Raw genomic sequence first — 19,382 nt, forward strand, 5'->3', positions numbered from 1 at the left:
GACCGGAGACCGGAGACCGGAGACCGGAGACCGGAGACCGGAGACCGGAGACCGGAGACCGGAGACCGGAGACCGGAGACCGGAGACCGGAGACCGGAGACCGGAGACCGGAGACCGGAGACCGGAGACCGGAGCGTATTCGGTCTCGCGCCGGAATGGTTGCTTTACAACGGGGCTCCAGTCGCCGACACACTGATCCTCGGCCACGAGAACGAGCGCACTCGTCTGGCCTACATCGCTCCCGCGGCCGCACACATCGGTGTAGTAGCGGGTGACCCCGCCTACGACCGCATGCTGCTCAGCAGACATCTGCGCATGCGATACCGGCAGGAACTCGGCGTAGCCCCCGGCCAGATTCTCGTGACCCTCTGCACCACCTGGTCGCATCGCTCTCTGTTCGGTAGCTGGCCCAGCCTGTTTCGTGAAACGCTCGCCTGCCTACCACGCGACCGATACCGAGTCGCCGGATTGATCCACCCGAACACCTCGCACGGCCACGGCGAATGGCAGGTGGGCACCTGGCACGCCGACGCACTCAGGGCCGGATTACTGCTGACCGGCCCGGCCGAAGGATGGCAGGCAACACTCATCGCTTCCGATCTCGTCATCGGCGACCACGGTGCCACCACTTGTTATGGCGCCGCCCTGGACTTACCGGTGCTACTCGCCGCATTCCCGGATACGGACGTGGCACGGGGATCGGTCGGGGCGATACTCGGCGCAACCGCACCGAGGCTCCATCGATTCGAGTCGCTGGCTACGCAAATACACCGTACCATCGCCGAATACGAGCACGGAACCTTCGACGAGTTGCGGGCGCTGATGAGTTCACACCCTGGCGAAGCGATCCTACGTCTGCGGGCCGAGTGCTACTCCCACCTCGGCCTGAGCGTTCCCGGCACTCCACCTGTCACGCCGGTGATACCGCCACATTTTCTCGGCGCCGGGCAGCGCACGCACACCCGCGAGTGCGCGGCACACACTGACTACGCGGTGTGTACCCCGCTCAGCCGTGACGCAGTGGCGATCGACCGCTACCCCGCTGGTGTAGACGTAGACCGCTCGGAGGCCACGTACCTGGATGATGCCTTCCTGGTGGCACACGAGAACCATCCGTGGCACGCGCTGACCGAACTGGCTCCCGTGGTGATCACCGACGAACCCGCCGTCGGCCAGGACGCACGCGAGCTGCTGGACGAGACGCTGCGTAGATTCCCCTCGGCGCAGGTGGTCGCCACGAATATCGGCGAAACGTGCCTTGTTCGCACACGAACGCAAATAACGATCACCATTTCGACCGCCGACGCGGGGATCGCGGCCATCGTCGTTTACAGCAGACTGATCAAAGGCCAAACGGCCCAGGGAGAAGTAGCTGTTCAGCTCGGATCAGCTCATACTTCGTTGTTCCTCAAGGGTTTTCATAGTGGCTGATGCCATAGGCTCGAAATACACTGCTGGTCAGTCTCTCTGATGATCACCGAACTAGGCGCCGGTGCCCAATGCCGACGAGCCACGCCCGCCCAACTCACCGAAAAGTGCTGCGGCCCTGGCTTTGAGCTCTCGTCCTTCTGCGCCTCGGCCGAGCCGTAGCAGCACCGCACCCAGCGCCTCGCAGCTATCGGCCAACCACGTATCCAGACCCAGCGCCTGCTCCAACTCGACAGCCTCGGACAGCAGTTCGACCGCTTCGTCGTCGTGCGACCCGCCGAGACGCGCGAGCGTACCCCCGAGGTTGGCCACCGATTTCGCGTAGTTGTGGCGCTCCGCGTCCGGACGAAAATACTCCACCGCGCTACGGCCGAGAGCAATCGCCTCGTCGTGGCGTCCGATCGCGGCCAGCATCGGCCCACTGTTCATATCGAGCATCCGATGCTCCCGCTCACGGATGCGCGCGGGGAATGCCGGATCGTCCACCAGCGCCCGTGACTTCGCAATCGCGCGGACCGCTGCCGAGTACTCGTCATGTCGCTGATGAACGAAGGCCTGCCATGCGAAAGTCTTGGCCAGACTCGCCACCGACACCTCGTCACGCAGTCCGGTCGCCAGTTCTTCGGCGTTCCGGAACTCGCGCATCGCCGCATCATGCTCACGCACCGCGAAATACGCCGTACCCAGTTCGATACACATCCGCAGCTGCGGACGCGCGTCACCGGTATCAGCAGTGATCCACTGCGCCGACGCCGATCCGACGCGGTAGGCGGCGATAGCGTCGGCGTAGAGGTCTCGCTGAAAATAGAAGGTGAACAACGCTTCACACAGCTGCCAGGCAAGCTCGTGGAAGCCCTCGTCAGCGGCGGTGCTCAATGCCCGACGCAGGTTCGCGCGCTCCAATTCGAGATCAGCGATCGCCCGTTGATAGGCCTCGGGTCCCGTGTACGCCAACGGAATCCGGCCATCGAAGAGTTCGCCGAATCGGATACGGCCGCTGAGCACTTGCTCACGCGCCACCGCGAATTCCAAGTACCACCGAACCATCCGTCGCAGTGCGGCGCGGCAATCCGCAGGATGCAGCGTCGCCGTGGCCAAACCCCTGGCGTGCAAGTGAACTAGCGAATGGAGCTCGAAACGACCGTCATCGATATCGGTCAATAGGCACGCCGACTTCAATGCGTACAGATCGTCGTCCAACTCGCCCGCGTAGTCCGGCCCGAGCAGAGCGGCCGCGACCGCGGCATCGAACTGCCTGCCGGCGTGCAGGCCGAGCAGTCGATACAGCATGCGCTGATCGTCGGAAAGCTCCTGGTAGGCAACCTCGTAAACATTTTCCACCAGCCGCTGGTTCTCGATACGGAACTCCGCGAGCCGCGACTTCGCCGCACGTAGCCGATCGACATACCCGGCGACACCTCGATGTCTGGTCAACAGATGCGCCCTCGCGATTCCGAGCGCCAAGGGCAGCCACCCACACAACTCGGCGACCTCACCCAGTGGCCGATCCTCGGCGGCGGCACGGACGGGATCCATGCCGCGACTCAACAACTCCTTCGCGTGGTCGGGAGTGAATACGCCCACCGGAAAGACGTCGAATCCCAGATGTTCGAATCCTTCCGAGTACCGACGACTTGTCGCGATCACCACACTGCGGGCAGCGCCCGGCAACAACGCGTTGAGCTGCTCCGCTGAGGCCACGTCATCGAGCAGGATCAGCGACGAGCGGTCGGCCAGCGCGGCACGATAGGCCGCGACCATACCGTCTGTGGTCGTCGGCAACGATGACACACCCAGCGCGGGTAGGAAGATCGTCATCGCGTCCTCAACCGACAACGCACGGGCTGAAGCGCCCATACTCACATGCAAGACGACATCGAACCGGGCGCCCGCCCCGACAACCTCCGTCGGTGCGGCGGGTTCGCCAGCCCCGGACAATAATTCGTGCGCGCACCACAGGGCCAACGACGTCTTGCCGACGCCGGGCATCCCCGTGAGCACGAAAACCCCCGCGGTTCGGGCAGCCCATTGCGCACCGATCCGCCCGATGATCGAGTTCCGCTCGTCGTCCCGGTCGACGAGAATCCGAGGTCGCGACGGCACCAGGCATACAGCCGTCGGTGTCTCACTCATGCAGCACCCCCCTGCGTTAGGATCGGCCCAGTCAATCCTAGCGCTACACAGTAGGGTTCGGGCCAAGCAAGATCGGTTTCGCGCCGTTTCAAGTCGTGACTTTCGGACATCTGAGCGCAGGTCGGAAACCCCGCGACACCACCGGGTGTGTCGCGGGCCGGGGTCATTCCTCGTTCAACGCGTCCAACGACTCCAGGTCGGCGACCGCCTGCATGATGCGTTCGACGTTGGCGAGGCTGATGTCGCGGGGCTGCATTTCCGGCTGCATCCGGCCCTGCCCGAGCGTGCCGATCCAGGAGAACACGCCGTGAAAAGTCTGCTGGCGGTACTGCAACCATGCCGCGTTGAAATCCGGTGCGTCGCCGCCCGCGGCCTGCAACCGGTCCAAATACAGCTCGAGCAGTTCACGCTCCCACGCCCGCCGGTCCTCGATGGTCAGACCCGACATGATCGAGTACGCGAAATCGAGTGCCCAGTTGCCGCGCAGGGTGCACTGCCAGTCGTAGAGGCCCATACGGCCGTCGCCGGTGACATACCAGTTGCCCGCGTGCACGTCCGCGTGCACCAGGGTGCTGGGTGTGCGCGCGTGCAGCTCCATCGAACGAAAGAGGCCGGGCCACAATTCGTCCCGCCGCGCGAACAACTCCGGCGGAATGACCTCTTCGCCGAGCGTGACGCCGTTGCGAAACATCTTGCCCGTATTGATCATGTTGTTCATCGTGGTGTGCCAATCCAAACCGGTGAGCAGCCAGTCGAATTCGCCGGTCAACCGTGGACTGTCCCAGAACGCACCGTGGAAGAGCGCGAGTTGGCTCACCATGTCCTCGGCCATCGCCTTGTCGAGCACCCTGGTGAGCGGATTACCGAAGGTGGCACCCTTGGTCTGCGCGACGTTCTCCAATACGAACATCGAACGGAACGACCGAGGATCGAAGACCGTGTGATAGCCGATCGGCGCTTCCATCGCCAACTCGGGTCGGATCCTGCTGTAGAAACCCGACTCGTTCTCCAACAGATGACACAGGCCACAGACGATCCGCATCGTCAGTGCCGTAGTCGATTTGGTGAACAGCTCGGTCGGCAATCCGGCCGCCGTCCCCGCCTCGTTGTACTCCACCACGAGACCGCGCCGCGACGAAGTGCCGTCACTGCCACCGGTGAGCCGCAGCGACTCCACCCTGGCGCCCGCGTGTTCCGCGCACAAGGCGGCGGTCAGCCATTCCGGCGTCAACGCGTTCGGTGCCGCGGGCACCGCGCCGACCTCGGCCCGCGCCGCACCACCGACCCGATCACGCAGATAATGTCCCGCGATTCGCGCCGTGAGCGCCGCCGCCCGCCTCTTCTCGCGCATCGACACAGCCGATCACCTTCGCCTCTCCCGCTCGAACATCGAGAATGCAGGCTACGGCCATCGCCGCGCCGAGTACTCCCACCCATGGCGACGGTCGCGCATGATCGAGCGAGTCGAAGGTTACCGCAATCCGAGGCTGAAAAATGTTGCCCTGGTTGAATGTTCGTTACAGCGGTAAGTTGATCGGCGCGGAGGGCGGAAACGATACCGGCAGCGCGGCGAGACTACGGTTGAACGGCCCCGGCCGCCAGAGCAACTCCTCGGCCGACCCGTCGAGACCGATCTCGGGCAAGGCGTCGAGCAACTGGTCGATGGCGTCCTGAGCGATCAGGTACGCGGGCGACTTCGCCGGACACGCATGCGGGCCGACGCTCCACGCGAGATGCGAACGGTTGTCGGTGTATTCGCCGACACTGATCGCCGGATCGTTGTTGCACCCGGTAATACTGATCACCACGGGTTGATGCGCGGGCAACCACGCGCCCTCGATGAGAATCGGCTGCCTCGGGAAGGTCACCGAATAATTCGCCATCGGCGGATCGGTGAACAACACCTCCTCCAGCGCGTCCCGCGTCGAAAGGCTCCCACCGAGAATGCCACTGCCGAACCGATCATCGGTGAGCATCACCCGCAAGGTGTTGACGATCAGATTCTGCGTCGGCTCGATACCCGCGCCGTAGAACAGCAGAACCTGCTGGATCAACTCCTCCTCGTCCAAGTTCGACGCATGCCCCAGTAGACGAGTCACCACGTCGTGGCCCGGCTCGGAACGCTTGAGCGCCACCAGATCCGCCATCGCCTGCCACAACATCCGATTGCCCGCATCGGCGTCGACGCCGTCGAACATCGCCGCCATCCCCGCCGCCGCGCGCTGCCCGATATCCTGCGGACAACCGAGCATCGCGTTGATCACCGTGAAGGTGAGCGGAAACGCGTACTGGCTGATCAGGTCGGCCGTGCCGGACGCGCAGAAGCTGTTGATCAGCGGAATCGCGATCTGCTCCACCGTGCCGTGCAGCGCGAACAGGTCGACCCCGTCGAGACCGGCGACCACCGCCTGCCGATACCTGGTGTGCGCCTGGCCCGTCGAACGGATCGCGGCCGGGCGCCATTCGAGCATCGGCAGGATCGGACAATCCTTCGGAATATCCTGTTGCCACACACGCGAATCCGGCGCGAAATGATCAGGATCGTTCAGAATGCGCAGCGCCGTGTGGTACCCGACCACCAACGTCGCCGGAACACCTGGCGCCAGTTCGACCGGCACCAAAGACCCGAATTCGCGGCGCATTTCGCGATAGGCGCGGTGCGGATCCGCGGCGAATTCCTCGGAATACAGCGCGACCCTCGGACCGCCGGTGTCGACCGGCGAACCATACGAGACGGGGGCAACGGTGGCGGCATGCTGTGGCGAGGTCAAAGACGGAACTCCAGTCGAGGGAACAGGAAGGATCGACGGCGGCCGGGACGAGGCGACAACCTCGCCTCATGAGCGTCGGATGGGGGGTGGCGCTGCCGACCGCACTGCCGCTGCCCGGCAGCTGATTTCGACGACAGTGGAGGAGAATGTAGCAGCTTTAGCCCGGCGTCAGGACCCGATAGCCACCAAACCTGAATCATCGCCGACAGCTATCGAAATCGGCGCCGACAAACCCACTCCGAAACAGCGCGCATCCACCGCATATCGTCGAGGCGGACCAAGCGCACCCAGACGGATCACGAGCGGCGGTAGCAAATGCACGATATCTCCCGATCGCACCCCCCAGCACCTCCCCGACCACACGGTGCGGCGGCATGACCACCGACGCGGTACGCAAACACGACCCCGCCGCGCGCGGATTCGCCAGCGACAACACCGCCGGGGTACATCCCGAGATCCTGGCCGCACTCGCCGTGGCCAACGGCGGCCACCAACCCGCCTACGGGGCAGACGAATACACCGTCCACCTCCAGCAGATCTTCGGCCGACACTTCGGCGAAAAGGCCGTCGCGTACCCGGTATTCGGCGGAACCGGCGCGAATACCGTTGCTCTGCAAGCCTTGCTGCCGAGATGGGGTGCGGTGATTCTCGCCGACACCGCGCACGTGCACGCCGACGAATGTGGTGCGCCCGAGAAGATGGCGGGAATCAAGACCTACGCCGTCCCCACCACCGACGGCAAACTCACCCCCGAACTGATCGACCGCCAAGCGTGGGGATGGGGCAACGAGCACAGGGCCCAGCCCACGGCGGTGTCGTTCGCGCAGACCACCGAACTCGGCACCTGCTATACACCGGAGGAAATCCGCGCGATCTGCGCGCACGCCCACGAACTCGGCATGCTCACCCACATCGATGGGGCCCGGCTGGCCAATGCCGCAGCCACTCTCGGGGTGTCGATGCGCGAATTCACCAGCGACGTCGGCGTGGACGTGGTGTCGTTCGGCGGCACCAAGAACGGCCTACTGTTCGGTGAGGCGGTGCTGGTGCTCGCGCCCGAAAAAGTCACCGACATCGCCTATCTGCGGATGATGTCGATGCAGCTGGCCTCGAAGATGCGGTTTCTCTCGGTGCAATTCGAAGCGCTGCTCGCCGGAGACCTCTGGTTACGCAACGCCACCCACGCCAATGCCATGGCCACCCGACTCGCCGACGCCGTCCGCGAGACCGACGGCGTACGAATCCTTCGACCCGTGCAGGCCAACGTGGTGTTCGCGGTGATCGCGCCCGACGTCACCGAACGCCTGCGGCAGCGCTACCCGTTCCACGTCTGGAACCAACGCACCGGCGAGGTCCGATGGATGTGCGCATTCGACACCACTCCCGAGGATGTGGACGGATTCGCCGCAGCGATCGCCGAGGAGATGCGCCGACACTGAACCCGAGGCAGGCGGGTCTTCACATCTTGTTGAGGGCGCAGCGCACCTGAGAACGCACGGCGAACGACCGCTCGCACTATTGTCCTTCCAGAACACCGGGTTTGCGAAGAACCGGCCATACCGAAAGGGTCGCTCATGCGACGTGTGCTCAGCGGCCTGATGCTGTTGTTGGTGTCGTTGATCGCCATCCTCGCCCAGGCGGGCGCGGCGACCGCGCAAGATGCCACACCGCCGGTCGTCCAGGTCGGCACCGAAGGCACGTATCCGCCGTTCTCCTTCCACGACCCGAAAACGCAAAGCCTCACCGGCTACGACGTCGAGGTGATCGAAGCGATCGCCGCCAAGACGGGCTGGCAGCTCGACTTCGTCGAAACCACCTGGGACGCGGTCTTTCCCGCCTTGGACGCCGGCCGCGTCGACGTCATCGCCAACCAGGTCTCCGTCAACGAGGAACGCACCGCCAAATACGGCCTGTCCGACCCCTACACCTATTCCCGCGGCGTGATCGTCCGCCGCACCGGCGACGACAGCATCAAGACCCTCGCCGACCTCAAAGGCAAGACCACCGCACAGTCCAGCACCAGCAACTGGGGCAAGATCGCCAGGGACGCCGGGGCGAAAGTCGAAGCCGTAGAAGGGTTCACGCAGGCAGCGGCGCTGCTGGCGCAGGGCAGGGTCGACGCCATCGTCAACGACAACATCGCCGTCCTCGACTACCTGAACACCACGGGGTCCGACGCCGTCGAAATCGCCGGGGAGGCCGGTGCCGAAACAAGCGAACAGGCACTCACCTTCCGTAAGGACGACCGAGCACGACTCGACCAGGCGAACAAGGCGATCGCGGAACTGCGCGCCGACGGAACCCTCACCGAGATCTCGCAGAAGTACTTCAAAGCCGACGTGTCGGTGGCCGAAGGCGGCGAGGCGGACCTGTCGGGCGGGCGTGGTCACCGCGACACCCTGACCGTGCTGCGTGAAACGGCATGGCCGATGTTCGTCGGCTTGGTGAAGGTGACCATCCCGCTCACCGCGCTGAGCTTCGCGATCGGACTCGCACTCGCACTCGTCGTCGCCCTCGCCAGAATCTCCTCCTACCGGGTGCTTTCGGGCCTGTCGCGCGCGTTCATCTCGATCATTCGCGGCACACCCCTGCTGTTGCAGTTGTTCATCGTCTTCTATGGGCTCCCGCAGATCGGGCTGAAATTCGCGCCGTTCACCGCCGCGGTGATCGCGTTCAGCCTCAATGTGGCGGGGTACGCGGCGGAGGTCGTGCGCTCGGCGATCCTGGCCGTCCCGAAGGGGCAGTCCGAGGCCGCGGCGACGGTCGGGCTCAACTACACGCAGACCCTGCGGCGAATCATCCTGCCGCAGGCCACGCGCACCGCGGTGCCGCCGTTGTCGAACACGCTGCTGTCGCTGCTCAAAGACACCTCCCTCGGTTCGGTGGTCCTGCTCACCGAACTGTTCCGCGAAGCGCAGCTCGCGGCCGCCGAAAGCAATGAATTCCTCGCCCTGTACGCCTTCGCCGGGTTGTATTACTGGGTGATCTGCGCCGCCTTGTCGGCCGTGCAGAAGAGACTCGAGACCCGACTCGACAGGTATGTGGCCAAATGACCGAAGCACACGACGCCGAACCCACCCGCATCCGCGTACGCGACCTGGCGATATCGTTCGGCGACCAGCAGGTTCTGCGCGGAATCGACTTCGAGTCCCAGCGCGGCACCTCCACCGTGCTACTCGGCCCCTCCGGATCGGGTAAGACCACGGTGCTGCGCTCACTCAATGCCCTGGAAATCCCCGACCGCGGGGTGATCGGCATCGACGACGTCGAGATCGATTTCGCCGACCTGCCGCCGAACAAGGCCGGACGCAAACAGGCGGCGCGGCTGCGGGCACAGAGCGGGATGGTGTTTCAGTCGCACAATCTGTTTCCACACCGCACCGTGCTGGAAAACATCATCGAAGGGCCGGTGATCGCGCAACAACGCCCACGCGAGGAAGCGATCGCCGACGCGAAAACCCTGCTCGACCAGGTCGGTCTCGGCGAGCGCGCCGACGCGTACCCGTTTCAGCTCTCCGGCGGTCAGCAGCAGCGTGTCGGCATCGCGCGTGCACTCGCGCTGAAACCGAGGGTGGTGTTGTTCGACGAACCGACCTCGGCGCTGGACCCCGAACTCGTTGGCGAAGTACTCGCGGTGATCACCGACCTCGCCGCGCAGGGGTGGACGATGGTGATCGTCACCCACGAGATCCGCTTCGCCGAGCAGGTCGCCGATCAAGTGCTTTTCCTGGACGAAGGCGTCATCGTCGAGCGCGGCAGCAGCGCCGAGGTGATCGGCGCGCCGAAACAGCAACGGACGCGCCGATTCCTCGAACGGATCCTTTCTCCGGGTTGATCAGGAGTTTCGCGCGGTCGGCCTCGGGTGCCGATGCGTGGCGGGGCGGGCCGGTCGGGAAAGTCACACGACGGAATAGTGATCGGCTGGGCCGGTGTTCTACCCGCTCGTGACCGATACTTCGCTGCCCGTGGACGGACTCTTCGAACCGTTCGACGTGAAATCGCTACACCTGCGCAATCGATTCGCCATGGCGCCGATGACCCGAATGTTCTCGCCCGAGGGCATCCCCGGTGCGGACGTCGCCGAGTATTACCGTCGCCGCGCGGCCGGCGGTGTCGGACTGATCATCACCGAAGGCACCTACATCCCCGACCCCGCTGCCGGGCCCGACACCTCGGTGCCGCGCCACTACGGCGACGCGAGCCTCAGCGGATGGAAGGCCGTAGTCGAGGCCGTGCACGGCGCGGGCGGTCAGATCATTCCGCAGCTGTGGCACCTCGGTGTCGGCCGCGGTGACAAGCCGACACTCAATCCGGACGTCGCCTCCGTCAGCCCATCCGGGCTGGCCCTCGACGGCACCGAATCCGGCCGCGCACTGAGCGCCCCCGATCTCGAAGCTTTGCGTGACTCGTGGGTCAGCGCCGCCGTGAACGCGAAGGCCACCGGCTTCGATGGCATCGAGTTGCACGGCGCGCACGGCTACCTGCTCGACCAATTCTTCTGGGAGCGCACCAATCTGCGCACCGACGGCTACGGCGGCTCACTCGAGGCTCGCGTGCGTTTCCCCGCCGAGGTCGTCGCGGCCATCCGCGAGGCCGTCGGCCCCGACTTCGCGATCGTGTATCGCTATTCGCAGTGGAAGGCCAGCGACTACCAAGCGCGCATCGCCTCGACCCCCAACGAACTCACCCGCATCCTCACCCCGCTGGTCGAAGCAGGCGTCGACGTATTACACCCCTCCACCCGCAGGCACTGGCAACCGGCCTTCCCCGAATTGTCCGGCACCGACGGCGAATTGGGCCTCGCGGGCTGGACCAAGAAGGTCTCCGGTCTGCCTGCCATCACCGTCGGCTCCGTCGGCCTCGACAAGGAATTCACCCCCGGCGCGGGCCGAGGCGACTCCGGCGTCGCAGGCATCGACCGCCTCCTGAAACAACACGCCAACGGCGAATTCGACGTAGTCGCAGTAGGCCGCGCCCTACTGGCCGACCCGGAATGGGTTCAAAAACTCCACGAGGGCCGCAGCACCGACCACATCCCCTTCCGCCAGGAGCACACGCAGAACCTGGTGTAAACCAGCACAGATTAATCCAGCGACCCGCTGTCGGCGGTATCCCAGTGTCGAAGGTCGTCATCACCGAACGCCGGTGCTGGAGACAGTGCACGACGTCCCGGTCAGCGGTCCATGATGTGAAGGTCGCTGCCCACCGTGGTGAAGGCGGAGGGGGTGAGGCCGAACATGCTGCGGAAGGTGTCGCTGAAATGGGAGGGTGAGGCGAAGCCCGAGTCGACGGCGGCTCGGGTGAGATCGTGGCCCGCGGCGAATTCTTTTGCTACCCGCAGCATTCGGGCCCACTGCACGTAGCGGCGGAAACTGGTGCCGGTTTGCGCGGCGAAGGTGCGCAGGAAATAGGAGGTGGAAAGTCCTGCGGCGGCGGCTCTTTCCGAAGCACGTTGTGGCAGTTCTGGTTCCGCGCGGATCGCGGCCGCGATAGCCGCGATGCGGGGGTCGCGGATGTCGGGAACCGGCATGCTCGCGAGGTCGAGCAGGCGTTCGACGTCGATCTCGGGGCCGGAGCACAGGTCGATCAATTCGCCTTCGTCACTGTGCGCGATCGCGAAGCCGTCCACTGTGCGGGTCATCGCGCCGAGTGCGCGCTGGACGCGGGTGGAGGTCGGGTCGAAGAAGCAGAACAGCATTCGCCCTTCACTGTGCACCACATGGTGAACAACCCTGGGTCGGAACAGGAAACTACGCGCGGTGATGTCCGGCGCGCCCACGGTGCGCACCCGAAAGGGCGCATCGATCCCGACACCGAGCGACGCGATAGCCGTGGAGTGCGCCGCCAACCCGAGACTCGGCCCCAGGTAGACGGCGTGCCCGAGCCGTAACCACAGCTGCGCGAGGTCGAGAGCGCACGTTTGCGGAAGTGCCGTCCGTGTCATGCGGGCGAGGATACCGGTGCGGAACGCGCTGCCGAGCGCTTCGACCACCACCACCGAGGAGACGCGATGACACCCCCTACCGCACCGGTCCCGCACCTGAAGGAAACCACGGTGGACGGCGCGACACTGCGCTACGCCGAGCGCGGCGAAGGCGACCCCCTCGTCCTGCTACACGGGTGGCCGGAAAGCCATCTGGCGTGGGAACACCAGCTCGGACCGCTGTCGGCGAACCGGCGGGTGATCGCCCCCGACCTGCTCGGCTGGGGCGCATCGGACCGCGACCTCGCACTGAGTCACGACTACGACACCGAAGTCGACCGGATCGCGCGCATGCTGGACGCGCTCGGTCTGGATCGGGTGGACTTGGCGGCGCACGACTACGGCGGATTCCTCGGCGTGGGATTCGTGCAGCGCTACCCCCATCGCGTGCGGCGCTTCGCGATTCTCAATTCCCGCGGGCACAGCGTCCTCGCCGCCCCGTACTACCAGCTGTTCGGAATCTTCACCACCGCCGCCCGCCACCGCGTGACCCGGCCGTTGCTCACCACGCCGCTGATCCACCTCGTGCACCGGCTGGGTATGCGCAAGTACGTCCGCAATGGAACCTTCGAAGCCGACCGACTCGACCACTACCTCTCGGTACTGCGCACCCGTGCGGGCCGCCGCTGGTACGCCCACTTCTGGTCCGGCTACCAGGTGCGGGTGCGCCGCGAACTCGCGGCGGGCTTACCCGCCATCACCTGCCCGACCACCGTGATCTGGGGCACCCACGACCCCGGCATCCGATTCCGGACAGCACTCGAACTCACCCGCGCCATCCCCACCGCCCAACTCGTGCGCATCGACGGCGACCACTTCATCATGGAGCAACGCCCCGACGAGGTCACCGAGGCACTATTGGACTGGCTCGACCGGCCCGCCGACTGAACCGCGCCACTCCCGTGCGCCGGGCACTTCGATCAAGGAAAGAAACACCGGAACAACGTTGGGCGCACGGATAATCGGTGCCCGCGCAGGCCGATCGTGACGCGGCGGCCGACGATGAACTCAGGAATCAGCCGCTGCGGAGATGGCCTGGTGACCGTAATGGTGGGTCAGGGGCGTTCCCAGCGCCAGGCGAATTCGCCGGGTTGTGGGGGTGGGCCGGGGAGGGGTGTGTCGGAGGTCAGGCCGGCGATCAGGAGGGCCAGGACGCGGCGGCGGAGTTCGGCGGCGCGGGTGGGGGCGGGGGAGGTGATGGCGGCGCAGGATTCGAGGATCAGGCCGATGTCGAGGTGGTTCGCTTCCTCGCGCAGGCGACCGGTGGCGTGGGCGCGGCGAACGAGCTCCTCGGTCACTACGCCGGAGTGGTCGACATCGGGCACCATCGACTCGTCGGGGGTGAAGGTACCGGCCAGGTGCACGGTGAGGGCGTGGACGTCGGCGTCGACCACGCGTTCCAGGAATCCGACGAGACCGTCCCAGCCGTCCGAATCCTCCAGTGCCGCATCGGCTTCCGCATTATATCGACGGATCCCATCGTGGCAGAGCGTGCGCAGGAGGACTTCCTTACTCGGGTAGCGCCGGTACAGCGCGCTGATCCCCACCCCGGCTTTCTCGGCGACGGCCGAGATCGGCGCGCTCGCGTCGGCCAGGAACACCGCGCGGGCGGCGTCCAGGATGATCCCGTTGTTGCGCGCGGCTTGCGCCTTGCGCCCGGATAACGGCTTCTGAGCTGGTGTTTCTGATTTCTTCGGCATGAAGACAGCCTAGCACTTGAAACGGAATGATCCGTTCTGCTACTGTTCAAACAGAACGAAACATTCCGTTTCAAAAAGGAGAACGACATGGCCGCCATCAAGCCCTTCCGGATCGACGTCCCCCAGGCCCAGCTCGACGATCTGGCCGACCGGTTGCGCCGGGCACTGTGGCCGAACGAGCTTCCCGGCGTCGGCGACACCTACGGCGTGCCGAACGGCCGGGTCCGCGAACTCGCCGAGCACTGGCTGGAGCGCTTCGACTGGCGTGCCCTCGAGGCGAAGTTGAACTCCTACCCGCAATTCACCGCCGAGATCGACGGTGAGGAGATCCACTTCTTGCACATCGAGTCGCCTCGGGCAGACGCGACTCCCGTGGTCCTCACGCACGGCTGGCCGGGGTCGATCCTGGAATATCTCGAGGTCATCACCCCGCTCACCGAGCCGGAATCGGCCGACGCACCGGCATTTCACCTGGTCATTCCGTCACTGCCCGGCTTCGGTTTCTCCGGTCCGACCCGCAGCACCGGCTGGAGCCGCTACCGCACCGCGCGGGCCTGGGTGACGCTGATGGATCAGCTCGGCTACCAGCGGTACGGCACGATCGGCAACGACGGGGGCTCGATGGTCGCGGTCGAGATGGCCAAGATCGCGCCGGAGCAGCTGATCGGAGCCCATGTGACGCAACTGTTCTCGTTCCCCTCGGGCGACCCCACCGAATTCGAAGGGCTCTCCGACGAGGACATGGCCGCCCTGCAACACCTCCAGTGGTTCCACGAGAACAAGATGTCGTTCAATATTCTGCACAGCCAGCAACCGCAGACGCTGGCCTTCGCGCTGGCCGATTCACCGGTCGGCCTGCTCGGCTGGAATGCGCAGCTGTTCGACCCGAGCCTGGACCCCGACTTCGTGGTGGGCAACGTTGCGCTCTACTGGCTCACCGGCACCGCGGGTTCTTCCCTCCGCTTCTATTACGAGGACGCACACGCGGGTGAGCAGTCGCAAGAACCGACGACCGTGCCGATCGCACTGGCGATGTTCCAGGGCGATTTCCAGTCGATCCGCCGCTTCGCCGAGCGCGACCACAAGAACATCGTGCGCTGGAACTCCTACGACGGGGGCGGACACTACGCCGCGCACGAGGCGACCGACACCCTGGTCGACGACATCGGGGCGTTCTTCACCGAGGTGAGGTAAACCGTGTCGACGGCCCGGTCCGGGCCGTCGACACCTGTTCTCCCCCAACCGCGTTCGGAATCTCCGAGCGCGGTTTACCCCTCGCGTGGGGGTTCGGCGCCCGGTCGGTTGTCGCGCCCTTCAGCGTTTGGCACCGAATCCTGCGGGGATGAGACGTCGCCGTCCCACGCCCCTGCGTCTGGCTGCCCGGCGTGCGCATGACGGGTTTCGAACCCGCTCCCTCCTGCCCGTCGACATCGCCGCAGACCGACCTGCCGTCACCGTAATGCGGCGCACGCGGTTGCGGAGCGCACCGTCCAACTCACGGAAGGATTCGACGGGAACCGATCGGCGACCAGTCACGTCCAATCAGAGTGCAGGACGATCCTGAGTTCTTCTCGACCTTGATGTCACGGCAGGAACACCGCGGTTCATCGGAACCGCTGTCCGAGCCGTCTGCTGTTTTCGTGTGCTGAATCCACCAGGAAAGGTTCACTATGCCGCAAGATCGTGTCGACAACGGTGACGAAGCGAATACGTCACAGGAGACGAAACATTCTGAGATAGCACGGAATACGACATTCCACCAACCCGATCGGGACCGCAGCGCCGATCGGCGTCGAGCCGCACGTTACCCGAGTAACACTGGGAGGTACCGCCCGAAACAATGCGCCGAGCAACTGGCTTTCCCCTTCGAAGTGCAACGGAACAGCCTCGGCCGCAAGGACTCTGAGCAACCAGAACGCCCGGTCGAGACCAATAACGGGCACCCCTGCCGCGCGCCACGGTCCTACCGACCGCACCGGGGCTAACGGGCGGCCCCTGCCGCAGTGAGCGCCGCACTGTCGCCGCTCACCATTTCGTTGATTCCTTCCTTCGGGAAGGTCGAAATACGCCGGGGAGGGCGACGAGGACACGGTACGGGTTTTCCGTACCGTCCAAGTCGCGCAACAGGTTCGGTCGCTGATCACCGACGTGAGCGCCCGTCGCGGGCGTCAACTCGCCGGTCATCGTGCTGTCCAGCGAACACGCGACGTCGCGGTGACGCACGGTGGTTCGGTTATCGGCGCAGGGGAACGCTCAGGGCAGACGGCCCATCTCCCGCCGCACGCAGTAGTCGGGTCGAGTACGGGTTGAGCTCCAGCGGCTCGTCCGCGCCGACGACCACCGTACCTCCGAGATGGACGAGGTGACGCCCGAAGGCGTAGTTCGGCTCGAAGGCGAAGCTCATGCCAGCCACCAGTTCCATGTCGGGAAGAAAGGTGGGGTGGTCGGGTACACGGGGATATTCCTCGGCGCCGCGGAGGCGACTGAAGAGCCCTCGGCCCTTGCCCACCGACAGCCCGGGGTTGAGCGAATGCACCGCGATCAAGAACGGCCAACCGTCGGCCGCATCGATCGGCTCGTGCATCGCATCGACGAGTTCGCCGAAGGTTCGACCGGGGCGCAACGCTCGCAGGCCCGCGTCGTAGGCGGCACGGGCGACCTGTGCGGCACGGTGGAAGTCCTCGTGCACGTCGCCGACGGTGATGGTCACCTGGTTTTGGGTGTGCCGCCCGCCGAAGTTGGAGAACACCTCGGCGTAGATGACGTCACCGTCGGCGAGGACGCGGGGCGCCTGCGGGCGGTAACCCCACGCCGGTGGTCCCGCCGCGACCACATCAGCCCCCGACCACAGGTGCATCGCCGGGGGAAGTGACCCGTGGCCGTACCCCTGCGCCATCCCCGCCGCGTACACCTGGCTCTCCGGAACGCCGGGAGCGGCGGTTGCCACCATGGCCGCCACCATCGCGTCACCGATGCTGGCCGAGTGCCGGAGTACGGCAATCTCTTCCGCGCCCAGGCGCATGATGAGCTGCCCGAACGCAAGATCGACTGGCCGGAAGTCGGCCGAGGGAAAGCGGGCAAGGATTTTGCTCCAGAGACCGTACGGGATGATCCCTTCGGGGTGCCATGGCATGTGCGGCCCCAGGCCGACGACGCCGATGACCGCTTCGCCCAACCCGAGCTCTTCCAGTGTCTCGGCGACCGCGCCGGAATGGCGGGAGCCGCGCAAATCGCGCGCGGGGATCCACATGTCGTCGCCCCGGCGGGAGGATTCCAGGTGGTCGGTGACGAACATGGGACCGGGAAGCAGCGAGATGGGGTCGCCGGTTCGGGGGAAGATCACCGTCGTTCCGGCGCGTCCGTTGGTGAACCAGGTGTCGTGGGCGACCGGCGCCGGGCCCGCGTCTTCGTGCTCACCGAAGACCAGCAGCGCATCGAGGCCCTCGCGCGCCATGAAGTCCTTCGCCACCCCCCACCGACGGTCGCGCTCGCCGATCGAAAAGACCGGTACCTCTGCATCATTCATATTCTCGTGCCATTCCGAATCGATAGGTGGGTGTTGGTGGACGCTGAAGGGGTACGTGCACGACGACGCGTCACCTACCGGTTGTGCAGCAGACCGATCAGCAACCGCATGCCCGACCCGATGTCAGCCCAGCCGGACTCGGACCGGAGCCTGCCACTGGCATCGGCGTCGATCAGGCCGTGCAGGGTCGCGAATATGACGATCGCGAGAGTGCCGCTGGGCGAGGCGGGCAACTCGTCGGCCGCCTGGCAGTCTTCGACGATCTCGGCGAATACGCGCAGCGCCGCGTTGGCGGCATCAGTCAGGGGGCCGCCTCGCGCGGCGATGTCGGGACTACCGAACAGCAGACGATGACGCGCCGAATGTTCCTGACTGAAACGGATCACCACGTCGAGCGCGCTGAGCAGGCGTGCGGTCGGCTCCGAAACCGATGCCCTGATCTGCTTCCACGCCTGGGCTATCGCGAGGAAATCGGCTGTGGCCACACCCGCGAGCAGGTCATCTCGACTGGCGAAGTGCTTGTAGGGCGCGTTGTGGGAGACCCCGGTGGCGGTGGCGACTCCACGGAGGGTGACCGCCGCGTCCCCACCCTCGTCGAGCAGATTCGCGGCGGCGGCGACGAGTCGGTCGGCGGTGTTCATTTCAGTTGCGCCGGTTCTTCGGTGGCGCTCAGGTGGACGAGTTGCTTCGAGTCGTCCCACAGCTTCGCCGCGCGTCGTTTGTCGTAGGACAGCCGGGCGGATCGTGTGGAAGCAAGGGTCCCGTCGTTCGCCTGGAAGTATTCGCCGGAGTGCTCCGAATAGTCCGGAGCCGTCGCGAGCGCCGCCAGGGACGCGCCGGAAAATTCGACATCCGAGGTGGTGACGCCGATGCGCTTGGACACCCACTTCATCAGTGGCGTAGCCGAGAACCACCGGATCGGCGTTGGCATCCCGCGCAGAAACCCCGTCGCCGGCACAGAACCGGGGTCGTAGGCGATCGAGACCACCGAGCTTCCCGTCCTGCGGAGTCGGCGGTCCAGCTCGTAGGCGTACATCACCGTGCACAGCTTCGAGGTGGAGTAACGCTTTCCGGCGCTCAGCGCCTTGCCGCTGTCCTTGGCCTTGTCGCTGTTCTTCCCAATGTTCGCCAGCACCAAGGCATCCGGCTCGACAACGGCTCCGACCATCTTGCCGTCGACCGAGTCCGGGTCGTGGGTGCCGCTGGCGGTGTATACGACCCTGCCTCCCTCGGCAAGACTCGGGAGCAGGAGCTCGACGAGCAGGAAATGCCCGAGGCAATTCGTCGCGAAAGTCGTCTCATACCCGTCGGGACTGTAGGAGACCGCACCATCGAAGCGGCCGCCCGCGTTGCAGACGATGGCGATGAGCGGATCGATCCCGCCGTCCTCACGCATCGCACGCAGTCGCGCGGCGGCGGCCCGGACCGAAGCGAGTGACGATGTGTCCAGCGCCAGCGTCCGCACGACCACCCCCCATTGCGCATGCAGTTGCTCCGCGACGGATTGCATGCGCTCCGGGCTGCGCCCGGCCAGCACGATGTCGATGCCCTTCGCGGCGAGTTCCCTCGTCGCCGCGAGCCCGATGCCCGAGTGTCCGCCTGTGATCAGGATCGTGGACATAGTGGAAACCTCCTGGTTGACAGTGTCAACCTAACCCTCGAGGTTGACACTGTCAACCTCGGGGGTCGAACAGGCGTAATGACATACCCTTGGACACCGAGGGCAACCCGACCCTCGATCCCACCCCCACCGGCGCCACACGCGACACCCATTACGCCGAATTGGACCGCCGTGCAAGAGAAATCATCGACCGCTTCCTCACCACGGACCGAGTGCCGGC

The 19,382-nt window shown here is 65.5% G+C and carries 15 protein-coding genes; 7 read left to right on the forward strand and 8 right to left on the reverse strand.

Annotated elements, in window-relative coordinates:
• On the forward strand, positions 1–1,431 hold a 1,431-nt coding region (locus tag ABEA50_RS02030; RefSeq protein WP_425577503.1), incomplete at its 5' end, for a hypothetical protein.
• Positions 1,432–1,482: 51 nt separating this feature from the next.
• Here the strand turns inward: ABEA50_RS02030 and ABEA50_RS02035 are convergent.
• From ABEA50_RS02035 to ABEA50_RS02045, 3 genes are all read right to left on the reverse strand, one after another.
• Positions 1,483–3,561 carry an NB-ARC domain-containing protein gene (locus ABEA50_RS02035; RefSeq protein WP_345493256.1) on the reverse strand — a complete coding sequence of 693 codons (2,079 nt, stop codon included), beginning with the start codon at positions 3,559–3,561 and terminating at the stop codon, positions 1,483–1,485.
• A gap of 163 nt (positions 3,562–3,724) precedes the next feature.
• Positions 3,725–4,912, reverse strand: a complete 1,188-nt coding sequence (locus tag ABEA50_RS02040) for an aminoglycoside phosphotransferase family protein (protein WP_345493257.1) — start codon at positions 4,910–4,912, stop codon at positions 3,725–3,727.
• A gap of 166 nt (positions 4,913–5,078) precedes the next feature.
• A complete protein-coding gene (locus ABEA50_RS02045) occupies positions 5,079–6,332 on the reverse strand; it encodes a cytochrome P450 family protein (RefSeq protein WP_345493258.1) in 1,254 nt (417 codons plus the stop codon).
• Positions 6,333–6,706: 374 nt separating this feature from the next.
• Between ABEA50_RS02045 and ABEA50_RS02050 the strand changes: the two genes are divergently transcribed.
• From ABEA50_RS02050 to ABEA50_RS02065, 4 genes are all read left to right on the forward strand, one after another.
• On the forward strand, positions 6,707–7,771 hold the full coding sequence (locus ABEA50_RS02050) for a threonine aldolase family protein (protein WP_345493259.1): 1,065 nt from the start codon (positions 6,707–6,709) through the stop codon (positions 7,769–7,771).
• Between the two features lie 135 nt (positions 7,772–7,906).
• Positions 7,907–9,385 carry an ABC transporter substrate-binding protein/permease gene (locus ABEA50_RS02055; RefSeq protein ID WP_345493260.1) on the forward strand — a complete coding sequence of 493 codons (1,479 nt, stop codon included), beginning with the start codon at positions 7,907–7,909 and terminating at the stop codon, positions 9,383–9,385.
• Complete coding sequence (locus tag ABEA50_RS02060) at positions 9,382–10,167, forward strand: amino acid ABC transporter ATP-binding protein (RefSeq protein ID WP_345493261.1); 786 nt, start codon at positions 9,382–9,384, stop codon at positions 10,165–10,167. Before ABEA50_RS02055 ends, ABEA50_RS02060 begins: the two co-directional genes overlap by 4 nt.
• 109 nt (positions 10,168–10,276) lie before the next feature.
• The gene (locus ABEA50_RS02065) at positions 10,277–11,404 is read left to right on the forward strand and encodes an NADH:flavin oxidoreductase (RefSeq protein ID WP_345493262.1); all 1,128 of its coding nucleotides are present in this window, start codon (positions 10,277–10,279) and stop codon (positions 11,402–11,404) included.
• 101 nt (positions 11,405–11,505) lie between these two features.
• On the opposite strand, the gene ABEA50_RS02070 is transcribed toward ABEA50_RS02065, so the two are convergent.
• The gene (locus ABEA50_RS02070; protein ID WP_345493263.1) at positions 11,506–12,276 is read right to left on the reverse strand and encodes an AraC family transcriptional regulator; all 771 of its coding nucleotides are present in this window, start codon (positions 12,274–12,276) and stop codon (positions 11,506–11,508) included.
• Positions 12,277–12,342: 66 nt separating this feature from the next.
• Between ABEA50_RS02070 and ABEA50_RS02075 the strand changes: the two genes are divergently transcribed.
• The gene (locus ABEA50_RS02075) at positions 12,343–13,203 is read left to right on the forward strand and encodes an alpha/beta fold hydrolase (RefSeq protein WP_345493264.1); all 861 of its coding nucleotides are present in this window, start codon (positions 12,343–12,345) and stop codon (positions 13,201–13,203) included.
• 167 nt (positions 13,204–13,370) lie between these two features.
• Here ABEA50_RS02075 and ABEA50_RS02080 read toward each other — a convergent pair whose 3' ends face one another.
• A complete protein-coding gene (locus ABEA50_RS02080) occupies positions 13,371–14,015 on the reverse strand; it encodes a TetR/AcrR family transcriptional regulator (protein ID WP_345493265.1) in 645 nt (214 codons plus the stop codon).
• Between the two features lie 87 nt (positions 14,016–14,102).
• Here ABEA50_RS02080 and ABEA50_RS02085 point away from each other — a divergent pair, with 87 nt between their 5' ends.
• Positions 14,103–15,209, forward strand: coding sequence for an epoxide hydrolase family protein (locus tag ABEA50_RS02085; protein WP_345493266.1), 1,107 nt, complete (start codon positions 14,103–14,105; stop codon positions 15,207–15,209).
• Between the two features lie 1,039 nt (positions 15,210–16,248).
• Here the strand turns inward: ABEA50_RS02085 and ABEA50_RS02090 are convergent.
• The 3 genes from ABEA50_RS02090 to ABEA50_RS02100 all read right to left on the reverse strand — a co-directional run bounded on the left by ABEA50_RS02090 (position 16,249) and on the right by ABEA50_RS02100 (position 19,162).
• On the reverse strand, positions 16,249–17,541 hold the full coding sequence (locus ABEA50_RS02090) for a M24 family metallopeptidase (protein ID WP_345493267.1): 1,293 nt from the start codon (positions 17,539–17,541) through the stop codon (positions 16,249–16,251).
• Positions 17,542–17,615: 74 nt separating this feature from the next.
• Positions 17,616–18,182: a TetR/AcrR family transcriptional regulator gene (locus tag ABEA50_RS02095; RefSeq protein ID WP_345493268.1), complete on the reverse strand. Its 567-nt coding sequence runs from the start codon at positions 18,180–18,182 to the stop codon at positions 17,616–17,618.
• The gene (locus tag ABEA50_RS02100) at positions 18,179–19,162 is read right to left on the reverse strand and encodes an SDR family NAD(P)-dependent oxidoreductase (RefSeq protein ID WP_345493269.1); all 984 of its coding nucleotides are present in this window, start codon (positions 19,160–19,162) and stop codon (positions 18,179–18,181) included. The genes ABEA50_RS02095 and ABEA50_RS02100 overlap by 4 nt, the downstream gene beginning before the upstream one ends.
• Positions 19,163–19,382: the final 220 nt, after the last annotated feature.

This window comes from Nocardia callitridis (assembly GCF_039543305.1).
Lineage (GTDB): Bacteria > Actinomycetota > Actinomycetes > Mycobacteriales > Mycobacteriaceae > Nocardia > Nocardia callitridis.

What these genes read in the sequence shown, in the direction of transcription:
- ABEA50_RS02035 (WP_345493256.1), bottom strand. Translation starts at nt 3,561, where the DNA reads ATGAGTGAGACACCGACGGCTGTATGCCTGGTGCCGTCGCGACCTCGG.
- ABEA50_RS02040 (WP_345493257.1), bottom strand. Translation starts at nt 4,912, where the DNA reads ATGCGCGAGAAGAGGCGGGCGGCGGCGCTCACGGCGCGAATCGCGGGA.
- ABEA50_RS02050 (WP_345493259.1), top strand. Translation starts at nt 6,707, where the DNA reads ATGACCACCGACGCGGTACGCAAACACGACCCCGCCGCGCGCGGATTC.
- ABEA50_RS02055 (WP_345493260.1), top strand. Translation starts at nt 7,907, where the DNA reads ATGCGACGTGTGCTCAGCGGCCTGATGCTGTTGTTGGTGTCGTTGATC.
- ABEA50_RS02060 (WP_345493261.1), top strand. Translation starts at nt 9,382, where the DNA reads ATGACCGAAGCACACGACGCCGAACCCACCCGCATCCGCGTACGCGAC.
- ABEA50_RS02070 (WP_345493263.1), bottom strand. Translation starts at nt 12,276, where the DNA reads ATGACACGGACGGCACTTCCGCAAACGTGCGCTCTCGACCTCGCGCAG.
- ABEA50_RS02075 (WP_345493264.1), top strand. Translation starts at nt 12,343, where the DNA reads ATGACACCCCCTACCGCACCGGTCCCGCACCTGAAGGAAACCACGGTG.
- ABEA50_RS02080 (WP_345493265.1), bottom strand. Translation starts at nt 14,015, where the DNA reads ATGCCGAAGAAATCAGAAACACCAGCTCAGAAGCCGTTATCCGGGCGC.
- ABEA50_RS02085 (WP_345493266.1), top strand. Translation starts at nt 14,103, where the DNA reads ATGGCCGCCATCAAGCCCTTCCGGATCGACGTCCCCCAGGCCCAGCTC.
- ABEA50_RS02090 (WP_345493267.1), bottom strand. Translation starts at nt 17,541, where the DNA reads ATGAATGATGCAGAGGTACCGGTCTTTTCGATCGGCGAGCGCGACCGT.
- ABEA50_RS02095 (WP_345493268.1), bottom strand. Translation starts at nt 18,182, where the DNA reads ATGAACACCGCCGACCGACTCGTCGCCGCCGCCGCGAATCTGCTCGAC.
- ABEA50_RS02100 (WP_345493269.1), bottom strand. Translation starts at nt 19,162, where the DNA reads ATGTCCACGATCCTGATCACAGGCGGACACTCGGGCATCGGGCTCGCG.